The organism is Rhodococcus sp. NPDC056516 (assembly GCF_042794655.1).
Taxonomy (GTDB): Bacteria; Actinomycetota; Actinomycetes; order Mycobacteriales; family Mycobacteriaceae; genus Rhodococcus_F.
The window spans coordinates 26,564-42,836 of the sequence record NZ_JBHTTG010000007.1; the positions used below are offsets into that span (position 1 = coordinate 26,564).

Below are 16,273 nucleotides of genomic sequence, written 5' to 3' on the forward strand. Positions count from 1 at the left end.
CTCACATCCGATCGGCGTCGCCGTCGCGGCGCTGCTGCTTGGCGATTCGCCGCTGCTCCTCCGCCCGCTCGCGGCACTGACGCAGGAAGGCTTCATCCGCCGCGGGATCTTGGGCCACCGCGCGTCCCGGACGCTCGTATTCGCCGTAACCGGTTGGGCCGACGTACCCACGCGGTGCGTTCTGCCCGCGACCGACCACCAGCCACAGCACCGAACCCAGTGTGGGAAGGAAGATGATGATCAGAATCCAGACGACCTTGGGTAGGTACTGGATGTAGGCGTCGTCTCTCGTGATCGCGTCGACGATGCAAAAGATCCAGAGCAGCATCGTAATGAGGCCGAACAAGGCATAGGGCACGCTGGCGATTCCTCCCGAGTATAAAAAACCCTCGCCATGCTAACTAAAACAGACCAATTAGTACATTAGATTCTGACGAATGTTGAACTCGAGCCACGTTCGATACGCGTCTACGTCCCAACCGCTGACACGACGCAATTGCTGGTGAAGCTGAGGCGAGACGAAGGCGGCAAGGATTCCGGCAGCCTTGTCGAGCGAAATCTCCGGCCTCAGCAAACCGTGCTCAGACAGGCCCTCCGCTATCGACATCGCGTTGACTGCCGATTGCTGGGCTGATTCCTCGGACAGACGACGCATATCGGAATCGGCACCGGAGGATTCCACTGTGACCATCATGAGCGCGCCGGCGCGTTCGAGCAGCCCGATGCCCTGCGCCACGATCTGGGAGACGATCCGCCGAACGTCGTCAGGGTCCGAGGCCGAACTCGGCGCGCCGAGAGGAACCGGATCGGCGTCGAGGGCCTCGGCGAGCGCCGCTTCGAAGATCTCGAGCTTTCCACCGGGGAACGCTGTGAACACGGTCCGGTTGGCCACGCCGGCGGCGTCGGCAATCTGTTTGACGGTGGCGCTGACATACCCGTCTCGCACGAACAGAGACCGTGCCGCATCACGAATGAGTTCTCGGGTTCGCTGCGCCGAGGCCTCGCGCACGCGGGAGTGATACTGGCGTTTGCCCTCCATTGCGCACACTCTAGCCGCATTCGATGCAACAACCATGCATGGAAAGAACTACGCAGATCAGGAGCCTTTTCCGGGGTGGTCGATCCAACCGTCACTACCGGGAAACACGAGCGCCTCGTGCCCGTTGTCGTATCTCACCAGATACGGCGGACCCCCGTCATCGCCGTGAACTTCGAGGACCTCGGCGGTCACCTCGGACTGACCGACAACTCGCCCTTGAACATGAAGGCGGTCACCAACTTCGGCACGCATCACTCCTCCTTGCCGCCCGCCCAGCGCAGGCACAGAACACCACTTCCGTTGTTCCCACGAAACCGTCAAGGAAACCACCTGCGACGCCATCGCCGTGACCGAAGACACAATCTGCCGACGTGACATTTTAGGGTGAACAGTGGTTCACTCTGGGGTGAATTCTCGTTCACCCCGTTCCTCGTGAAGGACAAGACTCTTGGCATTGCACTCGTCTCCAACCCCTCACCGTTCGAGTCGGCTCATCACCGCTATTCTCTGCCTGTCCGGCACTGTGTTCGCGCTGCAACAAACGATGTTCATTCCACTGTTGCCTGAATTTCCGAAAATTTTCGGCGTCACCATCGACGACGCCTCGTGGCTTGTCACCGTCACCCTGCTGACCAGTGCTGTGGCCACCCCGATCGTGACCCGGTTGGCAGACATGTTCGGAAAACGACGCATGATGTTGGTCTCGATGACGACAATCGTGATCGGATCACTAGTCGCAGCGATCGGCGGCAACTTCGTTGCGTTGCTCATCGGGCGCGGGCTTCAGGGTTTTGCAATTTCGATGATTCCGGTCGGGATCAGCATCATGCGCGACGAACTCCCCAAGGAGAAGGTGGCGTCGGCGACCGCGTTGATGAGCGCCACTCTCGGGGTCGGTGCGGCATTCGGGCTCCCGCTCGCCGGGTTGATCTACGACCATCTCGGCTGGCCGGCCATCTTCTGGCTCTCGGCAATCGTGGGCATCGTCCTCATGATCGCCGTAGCGGTCGTAGTCCCGGAATCAAGTGTTCGTTCCCGTGGCAAATTCGACTTCCTCGGCGCAGTCATGCTCTCGGTTTCACTTACCGCACTCCTTCTGGCCATTTCCAAGGGCGCCCGCTGGGGATGGACCAGTGAACCGACATTGCTGATATTCGTCGTCGGGATCGTGACGCTCGCGCTGTGGTTCCCTTACGAACTCCGGGTTACCCAACCGATGGTCGACTTGCGGACCTCGGCCAAGCGGCCGGTTCTACTGACCAACGTCGCCTCGATACTCGTGGGCTTCTCGATGTACGCGAACAATCTCTCGACCACCCAGCAGTTGCAGATGCCGAAAATCTCCGGGTACGGCTTCGAACTCGGAGTGATGGCTGCCGGACTCTGCATGATCCCAGCAGGCCTCGCTATGGTCTTCTTCGCCCCCCTGTCCGTGAACATCACCAAACGATTCGGCGCCAAGGTCACTCTGATCGTCGGTGGCACGGTGCTCGCGCTCGCCTACATCGCGCGAGTGTTCCTCACCGGGTCGATCGCATTGATCGTGATCAGCGCGGCGGTGGTCAGTATCGGAACCGCGATCGCGTACTCCGCGATGCCGATGTTGATCATGCGCTCGGTCCCGATCACCGAAACCGCGTCGGCCAACGGCCTCAACTCACTCCTTCGCTCGGTCGGTACCTCGATCTCGAGCGCCGTGGTGGCCGCCATGCTCACCTCGATGGTCATCTCGTCCGGACCTGGTGAAGGACTTCCGACGATCGACGCCTTCAAGAACATATTCTGGTTCGCCGCCCTCGCAGCAGTGGCGGCGACCGCCGCAGCCGCATTCATTCCGCGTCGCGGTGCAAAACCCGAAACGGCACTTCGCCCGGTAACCCCCGAAGGTTTCGAACTTCCGGACGCTGCGGCGAGCGATACCGAAATCTTGGTCGCCGGTCGCGTCGTTCGAGCGGACAGCCGACCGATCCGGCAAGCAGTTGTCACCGTGATGGACTTGGAAGGGCGACCGATCGATTGGAGTCGTGCCGACAACGAGGGCAGCTTCTCCCTCGCGCTACCTCAGCCCGGCCGGTACCTGGTGGTGACGAGCGCTGACGGCTGGTCCCCGAGGTCACAGGTGATCTGCTTCGACAACTCACAATCGACGCACACCGTAGAGCTCGGCGAGAGGCTCACAATCGCCGGCAGCGTAAGCGTTGGTGGCCGAACGACTTCGGGAACGGTCGTCACCCTGACGAAACCCACTGGCGAGTTCGTCGCTTCCACAGTCACCGACGGATCTGGGCACTACGAAATCGCGCTCCCCACATCCGGTCGATACATCCTGACCGCTTTGACCGAGAGCGGACACGGCACACTGGCACGTCAGATCGCCGTTATCGCACAGTCCACCGTCATCGACTTCGACGTTCCCGTCGACGCGGAGCCACTGGCGACCGCATGAGGGAACCGACCGCACGAACATCCGACCGTACGAACATCCAGCCATGAGAAGATCCCGACATGAGTACCGCCGAAGACACCATCCTCACAGCAGCGAAAGCACTGTTCGCAGAACACGGATACTCATCGACGAAGATCAAGGACGTCGCAGCCGCGGCCGGCTACTCCCCTGCCTTGGTCATGAAGATATACGGCAGCAAAGCTCGGTTGTATTCGGCAGCAATTCCATCCACACCTCCGATGGACGAGGCCCCGAACGCCGATTCCTCCGGTGACGTCGGCTACCGACTGGTCGAGAAGCTCGTCGGCCGCAGGGAAGCCGACGAAACCGATCCATGGGCGATGCTCGCCATACTCGTGCACGAAGCCCCGGACCCGGACGCCGCCCGGGCCGAGATCAAAGAACGCTACGTACACGGGATTGCACGACACATCGGTGACACATCGCCCGATCTGGTGCGCAGCCAACTGGTTGCTTCACTGATGCTCGGGCTTGCCACCGGTATGCGGACTCTCGACCTCCTCGGAGAGGACTCGTTGTCGTCGAAAGATCTGGTCCGGCATTACGGGAGACTCATTCAAACGGTCGTCGACGAAAGTTACCCGGTATCCGAGCACGAATCGGACAACAGTGGCACGGTGGAGGGATGACGACCTACCGATACCTCGACGCTGATCGAAATCTTCTCGAAGAGAAGGATTTCGAAACCGAGCAGGATGCACAGGAATACCGACTTTCGGTCATCGGCGCCGAACACATCGAGCCCGCCGACGAATGATCCGGCTCGGAAATACGGCGCTGCCTCTCGTCATCCGGAGACGGGCGAGTACTCGACAGGTATGAAAAGTCAGGGCCTCGCACCCACCTTCTTCGCGACGACGGGCGACGAGCAGGACGGATTCGACTCTGCTGGGCTGCCACATCCGACCGAACAAGGCATGCTGATCGTGTGCATACTTTCGAGGTTTGGGCGCCCACACCGGAATCGGTCCGGGTCGAAGTCAACGGCATCACTCACGACATGGACCGCACGGACGACGGATGGTGGCGAGCGGAGGTCGACTGCGACAACCAGGCTCGCTACGGATTTGTCGTCGACGGCGACATCCTTCCGGATCCGCGGTCACCACGCCAGCCCGAAGGCGTGCACCTTCTCTCCCAACTGCACCAACTGCACGAGGCGTCCTGGACCGACTCTCAGTGGACCGGGCGGCAGCTCCCAGGATCGTCCGTCTATGAACTGCACATCGGAACATTCACCACCGAAGGAACTTTCGACGCCGCGATCGAACGTCTCGATCACCTGGTGGACCTCGGCGTCGGGTTCGTGGAGATCATGCCGGTCAACGGCTTCAACGGAACTCACAACTGGGGCTACGACGGTGTGCTCTGGTACACGGTCCACGAGATCTACGGTGGTCCGGACGGATTGCAACGCTTGGTGAATGCGGCCCACGAACGCGGGCTCGGCGTGATCTTGGACGTGGTCTACAACCATCTGGGCCCGTCGGGCAACTATCTCGAACGATTCGGTCCCTACATCGCGGACGGCGCGAACACGTGGGGCCGAACGATCAACATCGGTGGTCCTGCGTCGGGCGAGGTTCGCGAGTACATCATCGGCAATGCCTTGCGATGGATGCGCGACTTCCACATCGACGGCCTACGTCTCGATGCCGTCCATGCATTGGTCGACCACACCGGAACGCACATCCTCGAGGAACTCGCGGTCCGAACGGAAACACTGTCGGCCCATCTGGGTCGACCGCTCACGCTGATTGCCGAAAGTGATCTCAACGACGCCACTCTGATCACGCCGCGCGCGGCGGGCGGGTTCGGCTTGCACGCGCAGTGGGACGACGACATCCACCACGCCGTTCACACGGCCGTGTCGGGCGAACGCCAAGGCTATTACGCCGACTTCGGATCCTTGGAATCCCTTGCAAATACATTGCGGCGCGGTTTCTTCCACGCCGGAACGTATTCGTCATTTCGAGGGCGGGTCCACGGCCGTCCGATCGACATCACGCATCAGCCGGCCAGCGCCCTGCTCGCGTACACCTGCACGCACGATCAGATCGGCAATCGCGCGACCGGTGACCGCCCCAGCGCCTATCTGACGCCAGGACAGTTGGCGATCAAGGCGGCGCTGGTCCTGCTCTCGCCGTACACGCCGATGCTGTTCATGGGCGAAGAATGGGGAGCCACTACCCCGTTCCAGTTCTTCACCTCGCATCCGGAACCGGAACTCGGGGAGGCCACCGCCAAAGGCCGCAAGGCGGAGTTCGCAGCCCACGGTTGGAACAGCGACGACATTCCGGATCCGCAAGACCCGCAGACATTTCTGCGATCGAAACTGGACTGGGACGAGCGAGACGACGAGACACGCGCTCGCGTCCTGGCCTGCTATCGCGATCTACTTGCCCTGCGCAGGAAGCGAATCGAGATCACCGACCCTTGGCTGGGGCACCTGCACGTCGACTACGACGAGGACGACCAGTGGATCACCCTGCGCCGCGGCGCATTACAGATCGTGTGCAATCTGGGAACGGACGCGGCCTCGGTCCCGGCCGGCGGAACCCCCATCCTCTGGTGGGATCCGCCGACACAGGACGAGACCGCGTCCGCAACCGTCGTGCCTGGGCACTCGTTCGTCGTACTCGAAAACTGAGCGACCCTCGAGATTCCGGTATCAACGCTTCGCGTTCTACTGTTTCACGCGCTAACGCTTCGCGTTCTCTGGTGTACTCCGCAGCATCCGCAAAACCAATGCGGCACTGACGAACAGAACCAGAGCAGTCGCACCGGCAGCAACGTGCATACCGTCGACGAACGCCGACTTCGCGGAATCGGCAAGTACCGAACCGAGTTCACCCGGTAGGTACGTTGCTTCCTGCAGCGCACCGCCGAGGGTGCCCTGCGCAGCGTGCGCCTGATCTGCTTCGAGCATCGAGGTGTCGATTCCCTTGCGGAAGATCGCCATCACCACGCTGCCCAGGATCGCCACGCCGAGCGCGATGCCAAGTTCGTACGCGGTCTCCGACACAGCGGACGCAGCGCCGGCGCGTTCGGGTTCCACCGAGCTGACCACGAGATCCGATGTCAACGTCAACGCGACACCGACACCAGCACCGGCCAGACCGAAGCCGATCACGAACATCAACGGGCCGCTGTCGACACCGAGCGCGAGCAGCATCGCAGCACCGATACCGGCAACCGCGAGGCCCGCGCTGAGCACGTGAGACACCGACCACCGGCGAATCAACCAGGCCGCCGCAACCGCGGTGAATGCGCTGAGCAACATACCCGGGAGCATCAGCAGGCCGGCGTCGAGCGCCGAGTTACCGAGCACCAACTGCAGGTACTGCGAACCGAAGAACAGGACACCTGCCAGCGCGAAGATCGAGAGCAGGTTGGTGATGACGGCGGTGGAGAACGACGCGTTGGCAAACAGTTTCAGATCCAACATCGGATCCTTCAGCATCCGCTGACGACGCACGAACACGTAACCCGCCGCGAGACCAACGAGGCCGATCACCAGCAACGTGATGCTGACGCCGTGCACCACGGATTCCTTGACCGCGTACACCAACGGCAACATGGTCGCCATCGACAGACCAGCGCTGACGAGGTCGAATCGACCCGGATTGGGGTCCTTCGACTCCGGGATCAGGATCGGGCCGAGTACAACCAGCGCGATCATGACCGGAATGTTGATCAAGAAGACCGAACCCCACCAGAAGTGCTCGAGCAACCAACCACCGACCAACGGGCCTGCCGCGGTACCACCACCTGCCATCGCGCCCCAGACACCGATCGCCTCGGTGCGCTGACGCGGGTTGACGAAGATCGTGCGGATCAGACCGAGGGTGGCCGGCATCAGCGTTGCACCGGAAATACCCTGCAGCACGCGGGCGGCAATGAGCATCTCGGGACTGACAGCGAGAGCGGCGATGATCGAGGCGAGACCGAAGCCGACTGCGCCGATCAGGAGCAGTTTTCGCCTACCGATCCGGTCGCCGAGCGTACCCATGGTGATGAGCAGACCGGCGAGCACGAACGAATAGACGTCGATGATCCACAGCAACTGCGTGCTGCTCGGTTCGAGGTCGGCGCTGATGAACGGAAGCGCAAGATCGAGCACCGTGCCGTCGACTGCGATGAGCAACACAGCAAAGGCAAGGACTATCAAGCCCGCCCAGTCACGCTTTGTCGCCCGAACCTCGTCGGGATTGATTGCAGACGTGTGATCTGCCGACACTGACATTGCTCCCCTGCGACTTTCTCTGAGTTCTCGTCGAAAAAAATTCACTGCACCGTCCAGCCGGTACAGTATCTCTACGGTAACAGTGAACCGTCTGAGCGGTAAAGTTATTTCCGGGTAGGGTCACATCACATGGCTGCCGACACTCGCGATCGAATTCTCGACGCACTGGAGAAGCTGCTGCTGGTCAGCGGCGTCGCCCAAGTCACGCTCGAAGGCGTTGCCGCCGAAGCCGGGGTTTCCAAGGGCGGACTTCTCTATCACTTCCCCAGCAAGGAAGCCCTCCTCGCGGCCATGGTCCGCAGACTCGGGGAACGCTCGGATCAGCAACTCGACGACGCCGTAGCCGGCGGTACCACGGTCACCGAGTTCTACCTGCAGATCCCCGATGCGAACGAAAGCGAAGAACTCTCGCTCTTTCGCTCGATCATTGCCGCGCTCCGAACAGTCGACGGACAACACGACGAAATCCAGAAGGCTGTCACCCATGTGATGCGAAGCTGGGACAAGGGCCTTCAGACCGAGATCGCCGACCCGGTGCAGGCCGAGATCATCCGACTCGTCGGTGACGGACTGTATCTGGCAGCCATGCTCGGACTCCCCCAGCCGGACCCCGAACTGCATCGACAGGTGGTCGAGCGACTGCGGCCCTGACCGGGGGCGTCCCTTACGTCAGATAGCGGTACGCCGGGCTTCCCGGCTCCAGCCTCTCGGACTGCATCGGCGCGTGCTCCATCCGCTCGAGCAACGACGCCAAACCGTCGGCGGAACCGAGTTCGATACCCACCAACGCGGCACCCGTTTCGCGATTGTTTCGCTTGACGTACTCGAAGAGCGCGATGTCGTCGTCCGGCCCCAGCACGTCCGAGAGAAACCGGCGCAACGCTCCCGGTTCCTGCGGAAAGTCGACCAGGAAGTAGTGCTTGAGCCCGAGGTGAACGAGCGAACGCTCGAGGATTTCGCCGTAACGGGAGACGTCGTTGTTGCCACCGGAGATCAGGCACACGACGGTCGAGCCCGGCTCGAACGTCAGATTCTGCAGTGCCGCAACGGAAAGCGCGCCCGCAGGTTCGGCAATGATGCCCTCGCTCTGGTACAGCTCGAGCATCGCCGTGCAGATAGCGCCTTCGTCGATCTGATTGACGACAAACGATCCCGAACCGGACCGCGTCTGAAGTTGACGAGCGACGAGCGGCAACGACGCGTGTGACACGACGGCAGCACCCAGACGTGAGACGACCTCGTAGGGAACGTCACCAATGCGCTTGACGGCGGCACCATCGACGAACGGATCGACGTCGGGAAGGGTCACCGGGCCGCCGGCAACAAGCGCGGCCGTCATGGATGCGGCCCCGGACGGCTCGATCCCGACGATCGACGTCTTCGGCGACCGCTCGTGCAGGTAGGTGGCTATGCCCGCGATGCAACCGCCCCCACCGACCGGCACGACAATCGTGTCGAGAGGTGCGTCGAGTTGCGTGAGGATCTCGGCTGCGATGGTTCCTTGCCCCGCAGCGGTGCGCACGTCGTCGAACGGCGGAACCATGGTTGCACTGGTTTCGGCTACGTCCTCTGCAGCCGCAGCGGCGGCGGCGTCATAGGTCTCACCGATCATGAACAGTTCGACAAACGCTCCGCCGTGAGCGCGGATGCGATCACGCTTCTGCTTGGGCGTGTTGGCCGGCACGTAGATCCGACCCTTGATCTGCATGGTTCGGCAAGCGAAGGCAACGCCCTGTGCATGGTTGCCGGCACTGGCGGTCACGACGCCTGCCGCGCGCTCGGCCTCGTTGAGCTGCGCGATCAGGTTGTACGCGCCGCGAATCTTGTACGAACGAACGCCTTGGAGGTCCTCACGCTTGAGGTACACGTGTGCGCCGGTCAGCGCCGACAGACGGTCGCTGTACTGCAAGGGTGTCGCCGCAATGACGTGCTGAATTCGCTCGATGGCCGCGTCGATCTCCTGCGCGTCGAGCGCGGGGACGGTGGACTTCGTTACTACGACATCGGGCGAGTTAGACACTCCGCCATTTTCGCACGTCGGGGATCAACCTTCCCACCACCCCGCCCCGCATCGTCTGCGAGGCAGGGCGGGGGCAGGTCAGCCGCGCGGATCCAACTGCGAGGGACGTGGCACGTTCCGCAGATTCGACTTTGCCATCTGTACTGCCTCGCCGACGCCGCCGTTCATCACCATCTTCGACATCGCCAAGGCGAAGCCCTTCATCTGACCGCCGGTGATGGTGGGCGGCAACGACAATGCCAGCGGATCGGTCACCAGATCCACGAGGGCCGGGCCGTCGTGATCGAGCGCGGCGCGCAGACCGGATTCGATGTCGGCAGGATTCTCGATGCGCCGCGAGAAGATTCCGAGCGCAGCGGCGACCGCCGCGTAGTCGACCGCGGGCACGTCGACCCCGAAATCCGGGAGGCCGTCGACCAGCATCTCGAGCTTGACCATTCCGAGCGTCGAGTTGTTGAACACCACGATCTTGACCGGCAACTTGTACATGGCGACGGTGACCAACTCACCGAGCAGCATCGACAATCCACCGTCGCCCGACACCGAGATGACCTGTCGCCCCGGGCTGGACCATGCCGCACCCATCGCATGCGGGAGTGCATTGGACATGGACCCGTGCAGTGCCGACGAGATGAAACGTCTCGATCCGTTCGGATTGAGGTAGCGTGCCGTCCACACATTGCACATGCCGGTGTCGGCGGTGAAGATTGCGTCGTCCGCAGCCAGATCGTCGAGGATCGAGGCCGCATACTCGGGGTGAATCGGCGTGCGCTGCTTGACCGGATCCGTGTATGCACCAACCACTTTGGTCATCAGAGTGTTGTGCTTGGCGAGCGTGTCCTCGAGGAATCCGCGGTCGGCCTTTCGATCGAGCTGCGGAATGAGTGCACTCAAGGTACTCGCGACGTCACCGTGCACGGCCAGGTCCAGGCTGGTTCGACGCCCCAACCGCTCCGCCGCGATGTCGATCTGAGCAGTGCGAACGTCGTCGGGCAAGAACTGATCGTAGGGAAAGTCCGTACCGATCAGGAGCAGGAGATCGGCGCCGTGGATACCGTCGTGCGCCGCACCGTAACCCAGCAATCCGGTCATCCCGACGTCGTACGGGTTGTCGTACTGGATCCATTCCTTGCCACGCAGTGAATGCCCGATGGGAGCGCCGACGGTTTCGGCCAGCGCCAATACTTCCGCGCGTGCGTCTCGAACACCGGCGCCGGCGAAGATCGCGACTTTGCGCGAGCCGTTGATCACATCTGCCAACGCCTTCACATCACCGGCATCCGGAACGACTGTCGGCCTTCGCGTTTCGACGAGCGTCGGCGGCGTTCCTTCGGCCGGGCAGTCGGCAATGTCACCGGGAAGCACGATCACCGAGACGCCGTTTCGAGCGACCGAATGCTGAATCGCGGACTGCACCACGCGGGGTGATTGCACTGGCGTGCTGACGAGTTCGGTGTAACTCGAACATTCGATGAAGATCCGCTCGGGATGCGTCTCCTGGAAGTAGCCCATACCGATCTGCGCGCTGGGGATGTGTGAGGCGATCGCGAGGACCGGGGCGCCCGAGCGATGAGCGTCGTACAGGCCGTTGATCAGGTGAAGGTTTCCGGGACCGCAGGATCCTGCACACACCGCGAGCTTTCCGGTGATCTGGGCATCTGCTGCGGCGGCAAATGCGGCTGCTTCCTCATGACGGACGTGTATCCAGTCGATTCCGCCCTTTTCGGAACCACCGGTGCGACGAACCGCATCGACGATGGGATTGAGACTGTCACCGACAATTCCGTAGATCCGACTGACACCCGCGTCAACGAGCTGCTGAACCAATTGATCTGCAACGGTTTTCGGACTCATCAGACCTCCATGACAGACTCACGGGCGTCGGGATCGCCGACCCCCGCGAGTGACGATTTACTTGTGGTTTATGCAGTTCTTCTTGTGGACTGCCGTTTCGTGGGGACTGCGTTACTTGGGTTCGAGCACGAACACCGGGATCTCACGATCGGTCTTCGTCTGATAATCGGCATAGTCGGGGTACGCAGCGACAGCGCGCTCCCACCAGACCGCCTTCTCGTCCCCGGTGACTTCACGAGCTACGAGGTCGAAGACCTGCGTCGCGTCACGCAGCGTGACGTGCGGATTCGCTATGACGTTGTAGTACCAGACCGGATTCTTCGGGGCGCCACCAAGCGAAGCCACTACGGCATACGAACCGTCGTGCTCGACGCGCATCAGCGGCGTCTTCCTGACCTTGCCGGACTTTGCCCCGATGGTCGTGAGAACGACGACGGGCATGCCGTTCATGTCGTTTCCCTCGGTGCCGCCGGAGTTCTCGATGCGTGCGACCTGATCGGCGGCCCACGACGCTGGACTGGGTTCGTACTCACCTGTGATTGGCATGTGTACCAGTGAACACCCACTCGACTGCCTTGGCCACCGAACCACGCCGACCAGGTCTGTCGCCGGCGCACTCCCCTGGTTGATCGATTAAGTGAGCTGCCGATCAATAAAGTTCGCTTGCCCGAACTCTCATCTCTGGCTACTCTGAAACCACAGCTTCGAACAGCCGTATCAGCTAGCCGCGCCACTTCGTGAAAAAGACTGCACCGGGAAAGGGACGAGATGACCACCGCAGATATCTCCACTCGCGAATCACGCCCCTCACCTGACCATTGCGTCGATCTGGCCGGGACTCGGTGGCCGCTGTACAAGATCGAAGCTCTCGTAGTCGGTTTCGTGCTGTTCGTCGTCGCAGGTGCCGTCACGCAGTCGATGCAGGTGGCCGTACTTACTGCCGCAACAGCAACGGTGATCACCTGGTGGACGCGACGTGTTCACTACTCACGCACCACCTGATCACCGCACTCCCCGATCTCTGGCGGACCACGAAGGGGCCCTTGCTGCATCAGCAGCAAGGCCCCTTCGTTCGATTCAGGTCCGCTCGGTCGGCGGTCAGACCGTCAGACAGCTCGGTCCGAGCAATGCCTTCAGGTCACCCATCAGCGCCGAGGACGGTTCGACCCGAAGGACGTCGTCGACCTTCCACAAGCTGATTTCGGTTCCTCCGATCAGCCGGACATGAACGTCGGACGTTCCGGGATGCCTGGTCAGCACCTGCTTGAGAGCACTGAGCTTGTCCTTGGTGCATTGCCGCAGCGGCAACGAGACCGACAGCGGACGCGCGACCCCGATCGCCGAGATATCAGGCACCGCAAGGTCGTTGCCGATCAGCGACATCCGATCGTCACGGATCGAGACGCGAGCCTTGACCAACACGATGGCATCCTCGGCGATGTCCATTCCGTACACGGCGTACGCCTGAGGGAAGAACAGCACCTCGATTCCACCCACGAGATCTTCGAGTTGCACGATGCACCAGGTCAGACCGTTCTTGTTGACCCGGCGATCCACCGAGGCGATGATGCCGCCGAGAGTGACCTGGGCGCCGTCCTGAACGCCGCCTTCGAGTATCGCGGCGATGGACGTGTCGGACTGCTGCCGAAGAATGTGCTCGACGCCGTTGAGCGGATGGCCGGAGACGTACAGCCCCAACATCTCTCGTTCGAGTGCCAGGCGATGCTTGGAGTCCCACTCTTCCTCGGGAATCTTGACGTCGAACACCGACGTGATCGACTCGTCGGCCTCAGCCCCGCCGAAGAGGTCGAACTGGCCGATCGCCTCCGCCTTCTTGGTGCTCATCACGGAATCGATGGCGTCGGCATGAACCAACATCAGACCCTTGCGCGGATGACCCAACGAGTCGAAAGCACCGGCCTTGATGAGAGATTCGGTGACCTTCTTGTTACAGGCCATCGCGTCGATCTTGCCGAGGTAGTCGGAGAAATCGGTGAACTTCGACTTCTCGGTACGCGCCTTGATGATCGAGGCCACCACGTTGGCGCCGACGTTGCGCACCGACCCCATACCGAAACGAATGTCGTCGCCGACGGTCGCGAAGTCGACTCGCGATTCGTTGACGTCCGGCGGAAGCACGGTGATGCCCAACTTGCGGCAGTCGGCGAGGTAGATCGCGGACTTGTCCTTGTCGTCGCCGACAGAGGTGAGCAGACCGGCCATGTACTCGGCCGGGTAGTTCGCCTTGAGGTACGCAGTCCAGTACGACACGAGACCGTATCCGGCGGAGTGCGACTTGTTGAACGCGTAGCCGGCGAAGGGAAGGACGGTGTCCCACAGCGCCTTGATGGCGGCTTCGCTGAAGTTGTTGTCCAACATTCCCTGACGGAATCCGGCGTAGGCCTTTTCCAGTTCGGACAGCTTCTTCTTACCCATGGCGCGACGCAGCAAGTCGGCCTGACCCAGGGTGTAACCGGCCACCTTCTGCGCCAGTTGCATGATCTGCTCCTGGTAGATGATCAGGCCGTACGTCTCCGAGAGAATCTCCGCGAGCGGCTCCTCCAACTCGGGGTGAATCGGCTTGACGTCTTCCAGGGCGTTCTTGCGCTTGGCGTACGAGATGTGGGCGTCCACACCCATCGGTCCCGGTCGATACAGCGCCAATGCGGCCACGATGTCGCCGAATCCGGTGGGCTGCATCAGTTTCAGCAACTCGCGCATACCGCCGCCGTCGAGCTGGAACACACCGAGAGTGTCACCGCGGGCGAGCAGTTCGTAGGTTGCCGCATCGTCCATCGGCAACGTGTCGAGGTCGAGGTCGATGCCGCGGTTGGCTTTGATGTTCTCGAGGGTGTCACCGATGACCGTGAGGTTTCGCAGGCCGAGGAAGTCCATCTTGAGCAGACCGATGGCTTCACACGAGGGGTAGTCCCAACCGGTGATGATGGCGCCGTCCTGGGCGCGCTTCCACACCGGGATAGCGTCGGTGAGCGGTTCGGACGACATGATGACCGCGCAGGCGTGCACACCGGCGTTACGGATCAGCCCTTCCAGACCCACCGCTGTCTTGTAGATCTTCGCGACGTCCGGGCTGGAGTCGATGAGCGCCCGAACCTCGACGGCCTCCTTGTACCGCTCGTGCTTCGGATCGGTGATACCGGAAACCGAGATGTCCTTGGCCATGATGGGCGGCGGCAGTGCCTTGGTGATCTGATCGGCGATGGCAAAGCCCGGCTTGCCGAACTGGACGCGAGCCGAGTCCTTGATGGCTGCCTTGGTCTTGATGGTGCCGAAGGTGATGACCTGGGCGACCTTGTCGTTGCCCCACTTGTCCGTCGCGTAGCGAACCATCTCGCCGCGACGGCGATCATCGAAGTCGATATCGATATCGGGCATGGACACGCGCTCGGGATTGAGGAATCGCTCGAACAGCAACCCGTACGGGATGGGGTCGATGTTGGTGATACCCATCGCGTAGGCCACCAACGAACCGGCAGCCGACCCTCGACCGGGTCCGACGCGGATCCCGACGTCCTTGGCGTGGTTGATCAGGTCGCCGACCACGAGGAAGTAGGCCGGGAAGCCCATTTCATTGATGACGCCGATCTCGTAGTCGGCGCGGGCGAGGTACTCCTGCGGAGGTCCGCTCGGGAAGCGGCGGTCCAGCCCGCGCATCACCTCGGCGCGCAGGAAGGTCTGCTGCGTGTGGCCCTCCGGGACCGGGAAGATCGGCATGCGGTCGTGGAACGCCCAGACGTCCTCGTACGACTGCACGCGCTCGCCGATGGCAACGGTGTTGTCGCATGCCCCCGGAACTTCGTTGTCCCAGATGGCGCGCATCTCGGCAGCGGACTTGAGGTAGTAGCCGTCGCCGTCGAACTTGAAGCGCGTCGGATCCGAGAGCGTCTTGCCGGTCTGGATGCAGAGCAGCGCCTCGTGGTTCTCGGCGGCGTCCTTGGTGACGTAGTGGCAGTCGTTGGTGGCAAGCGGCGGGATACCGAGTTGCTTGCCGATGTCGAGCAGGCCTTCGCGCACACGGCGCTCGATCGAGAGACCGTGGTCCATCAGTTCGAGGAAGAAGTTGTCCGGTCCCCAGATCTCCTGCCACTTCGCGGCAGCTTCGAGAGCCTCGCGATCGTGACCGAGACGAAGACGCGTCTGGATCTCACCCGACGGGCAACCGGTGGTGGCGATGATGCCCTCGGCGTGCGATGCGATGAGCTCCTCGTCCATGCGGGGCCACTTGCCGAGCTGGCCTTCGATGGACGCGAGCGAGGACAGCTTGAAAAGGTTCCGGAGCCCGGTCGCGTTCTCGGCCACCATCGTCATGTGGGTGTACGCGCCGCTACCGGAGACGTCGTCGGACTTCTGGCTGCGGTCTCCCCACAGAACTCGCTTGGTGTTGAAGCGGGATTCCGGCGCGATGTAGGCCTCGATGCCGATGATCGGCTTGATGCCGGCGCTCTTGGCTTCGTTGTAGAACTGGCTGGCGCCGTACATGTTTCCGTGGTCGGTCATGCCGACAGCGGTCATTTCGAGACGAGCGGCCTCCTCGAACATGGCGCCGACCTTGGCCGCACCGTCGAGCATCGAGTACTCGGTGTGATTGTGAAGATGTACGAACGAGTCAGCCACGTGCGCCTCTCT

At 62.0% G+C, this 16,273-nt stretch carries 14 protein-coding genes; 6 read left to right on the forward strand and 8 right to left on the reverse strand.

Translation table 11 applies throughout. The features are described 5' to 3' along the window. Nucleotide 1: 1 nt before the first annotated feature. The 3 genes from ACFQ6Y_RS21285 to ACFQ6Y_RS21295 are packed head-to-tail and all read right to left on the reverse strand — an operon-like array spanning nt 2 to nt 1,291. Nucleotides 2-358, reverse strand: a complete 357-nt coding sequence (locus ACFQ6Y_RS21285) for a PLD nuclease N-terminal domain-containing protein (protein ID WP_003941757.1) — start codon at nt 356-358, stop codon at nt 2-4. Nucleotides 359-415: 57 nt separating this feature from the next. Then, a complete protein-coding gene (locus tag ACFQ6Y_RS21290) occupies nt 416-1,039 on the reverse strand; it encodes a TetR/AcrR family transcriptional regulator (RefSeq protein WP_378636900.1) in 624 nt (207 codons plus the stop codon). Between the two features lie 57 nt (nt 1,040-1,096). Next, complete coding sequence (locus ACFQ6Y_RS21295) at nt 1,097-1,291, reverse strand: DUF1918 domain-containing protein (RefSeq protein ID WP_230813481.1); 195 nt, start codon at nt 1,289-1,291, stop codon at nt 1,097-1,099. A 202-nt stretch (nt 1,292-1,493) separates the two neighbouring features. On the opposite strand from ACFQ6Y_RS21295, the gene ACFQ6Y_RS21300 reads away from it, so the two are divergent. The 4 genes from ACFQ6Y_RS21300 (at nt 1,494) to treZ (ending at nt 6,156) form a co-directional block, all read left to right on the forward strand. Continuing rightward, nucleotides 1,494-3,485, forward strand: a complete 1,992-nt coding sequence (locus tag ACFQ6Y_RS21300; protein ID WP_378636903.1) for an MFS transporter — start codon at nt 1,494-1,496, stop codon at nt 3,483-3,485. Nucleotides 3,486-3,544: 59 nt separating this feature from the next. Further along, a complete protein-coding gene (locus tag ACFQ6Y_RS21305) occupies nt 3,545-4,135 on the forward strand; it encodes a TetR family transcriptional regulator (protein WP_378547194.1) in 591 nt (196 codons plus the stop codon). Further along, nucleotides 4,132-4,263 carry a hypothetical protein gene (locus ACFQ6Y_RS21310; protein WP_378538795.1) on the forward strand — a complete coding sequence of 44 codons (132 nt, stop codon included), beginning with the start codon at nt 4,132-4,134 and terminating at the stop codon, nt 4,261-4,263. The genes ACFQ6Y_RS21305 and ACFQ6Y_RS21310 overlap by 4 nt, the downstream gene beginning before the upstream one ends. A 171-nt stretch (nt 4,264-4,434) precedes the next feature. Continuing rightward, nucleotides 4,435-6,156, forward strand: a complete 1,722-nt coding sequence (gene treZ, locus ACFQ6Y_RS21315) for a malto-oligosyltrehalose trehalohydrolase (RefSeq protein ID WP_378547191.1) — start codon at nt 4,435-4,437, stop codon at nt 6,154-6,156. Between the two features lie 51 nt (nt 6,157-6,207). On the opposite strand, the gene ACFQ6Y_RS21320 is transcribed toward treZ, so the two are convergent. Beyond that, nucleotides 6,208-7,752: an MFS transporter gene (locus ACFQ6Y_RS21320; RefSeq protein WP_378636905.1), complete on the reverse strand. Its 1,545-nt coding sequence runs from the start codon at nt 7,750-7,752 to the stop codon at nt 6,208-6,210. Nucleotides 7,753-7,881: 129 nt separating this feature from the next. Here ACFQ6Y_RS21320 and ACFQ6Y_RS21325 point away from each other — a divergent pair, with 129 nt between their 5' ends. Then, nucleotides 7,882-8,403, forward strand: a complete 522-nt coding sequence (locus tag ACFQ6Y_RS21325) for a TetR/AcrR family transcriptional regulator (protein WP_003941685.1) — start codon at nt 7,882-7,884, stop codon at nt 8,401-8,403. A 13-nt stretch (nt 8,404-8,416) separates the two neighbouring features. Here ACFQ6Y_RS21325 and ilvA read toward each other — a convergent pair whose 3' ends face one another. The 3 genes from ilvA to ACFQ6Y_RS21340 form a co-directional block, all read right to left on the reverse strand. Further along, nucleotides 8,417-9,772 carry a threonine ammonia-lyase IlvA gene (ilvA, locus tag ACFQ6Y_RS21330; protein WP_378547188.1) on the reverse strand — a complete coding sequence of 452 codons (1,356 nt, stop codon included), beginning with the start codon at nt 9,770-9,772 and terminating at the stop codon, nt 8,417-8,419. A gap of 78 nt (nt 9,773-9,850) precedes the next feature. Continuing rightward, a complete protein-coding gene (locus ACFQ6Y_RS21335) occupies nt 9,851-11,626 on the reverse strand; it encodes a pyruvate dehydrogenase (protein WP_378547185.1) in 1,776 nt (591 codons plus the stop codon). A 111-nt stretch (nt 11,627-11,737) separates the two neighbouring features. After that, nucleotides 11,738-12,172: a nitroreductase family deazaflavin-dependent oxidoreductase gene (locus ACFQ6Y_RS21340; protein WP_378636908.1), complete on the reverse strand. Its 435-nt coding sequence runs from the start codon at nt 12,170-12,172 to the stop codon at nt 11,738-11,740. A 222-nt stretch (nt 12,173-12,394) separates the two neighbouring features. Here ACFQ6Y_RS21340 and ACFQ6Y_RS21345 point away from each other — a divergent pair, with 222 nt between their 5' ends. Continuing rightward, nucleotides 12,395-12,628: a hypothetical protein gene (locus tag ACFQ6Y_RS21345; RefSeq protein ID WP_378449652.1), complete on the forward strand. Its 234-nt coding sequence runs from the start codon at nt 12,395-12,397 to the stop codon at nt 12,626-12,628. A 96-nt stretch (nt 12,629-12,724) separates the two neighbouring features. Here the strand turns inward: ACFQ6Y_RS21345 and dnaE are convergent, their stop codons facing one another. Then, nucleotides 12,725-16,261, reverse strand: a complete 3,537-nt coding sequence (gene dnaE, locus ACFQ6Y_RS21350) for a DNA polymerase III subunit alpha (protein ID WP_378449653.1) — start codon at nt 16,259-16,261, stop codon at nt 12,725-12,727. Nucleotides 16,262-16,273 lie beyond the last annotated feature (12 nt).

Coding starts and splice junctions, on each gene's coding strand:
- ACFQ6Y_RS21340 (WP_378636908.1), bottom strand. CDS start 12,172: ATGCCAATCACAGGTGAGTACGAACCCAGTCCAGCGTCGTGGGCCGCC.
- ACFQ6Y_RS21305 (WP_378547194.1), top strand. CDS start 3,545: ATGAGTACCGCCGAAGACACCATCCTCACAGCAGCGAAAGCACTGTTC.
- ACFQ6Y_RS21335 (WP_378547185.1), bottom strand. CDS start 11,626: ATGAGTCCGAAAACCGTTGCAGATCAATTGGTTCAGCAGCTCGTTGAC.
- ACFQ6Y_RS21345 (WP_378449652.1), top strand. CDS start 12,395: ATGACCACCGCAGATATCTCCACTCGCGAATCACGCCCCTCACCTGAC.
- ACFQ6Y_RS21325 (WP_003941685.1), top strand. CDS start 7,882: ATGGCTGCCGACACTCGCGATCGAATTCTCGACGCACTGGAGAAGCTG.
- ACFQ6Y_RS21295 (WP_230813481.1), bottom strand. CDS start 1,291: ATGCGTGCCGAAGTTGGTGACCGCCTTCATGTTCAAGGGCGAGTTGTC.
- ACFQ6Y_RS21310 (WP_378538795.1), top strand. CDS start 4,132: ATGACGACCTACCGATACCTCGACGCTGATCGAAATCTTCTCGAAGAG.
- ACFQ6Y_RS21290 (WP_378636900.1), bottom strand. CDS start 1,039: ATGGAGGGCAAACGCCAGTATCACTCCCGCGTGCGCGAGGCCTCGGCG.
- ACFQ6Y_RS21320 (WP_378636905.1), bottom strand. CDS start 7,752: ATGTCAGTGTCGGCAGATCACACGTCTGCAATCAATCCCGACGAGGTT.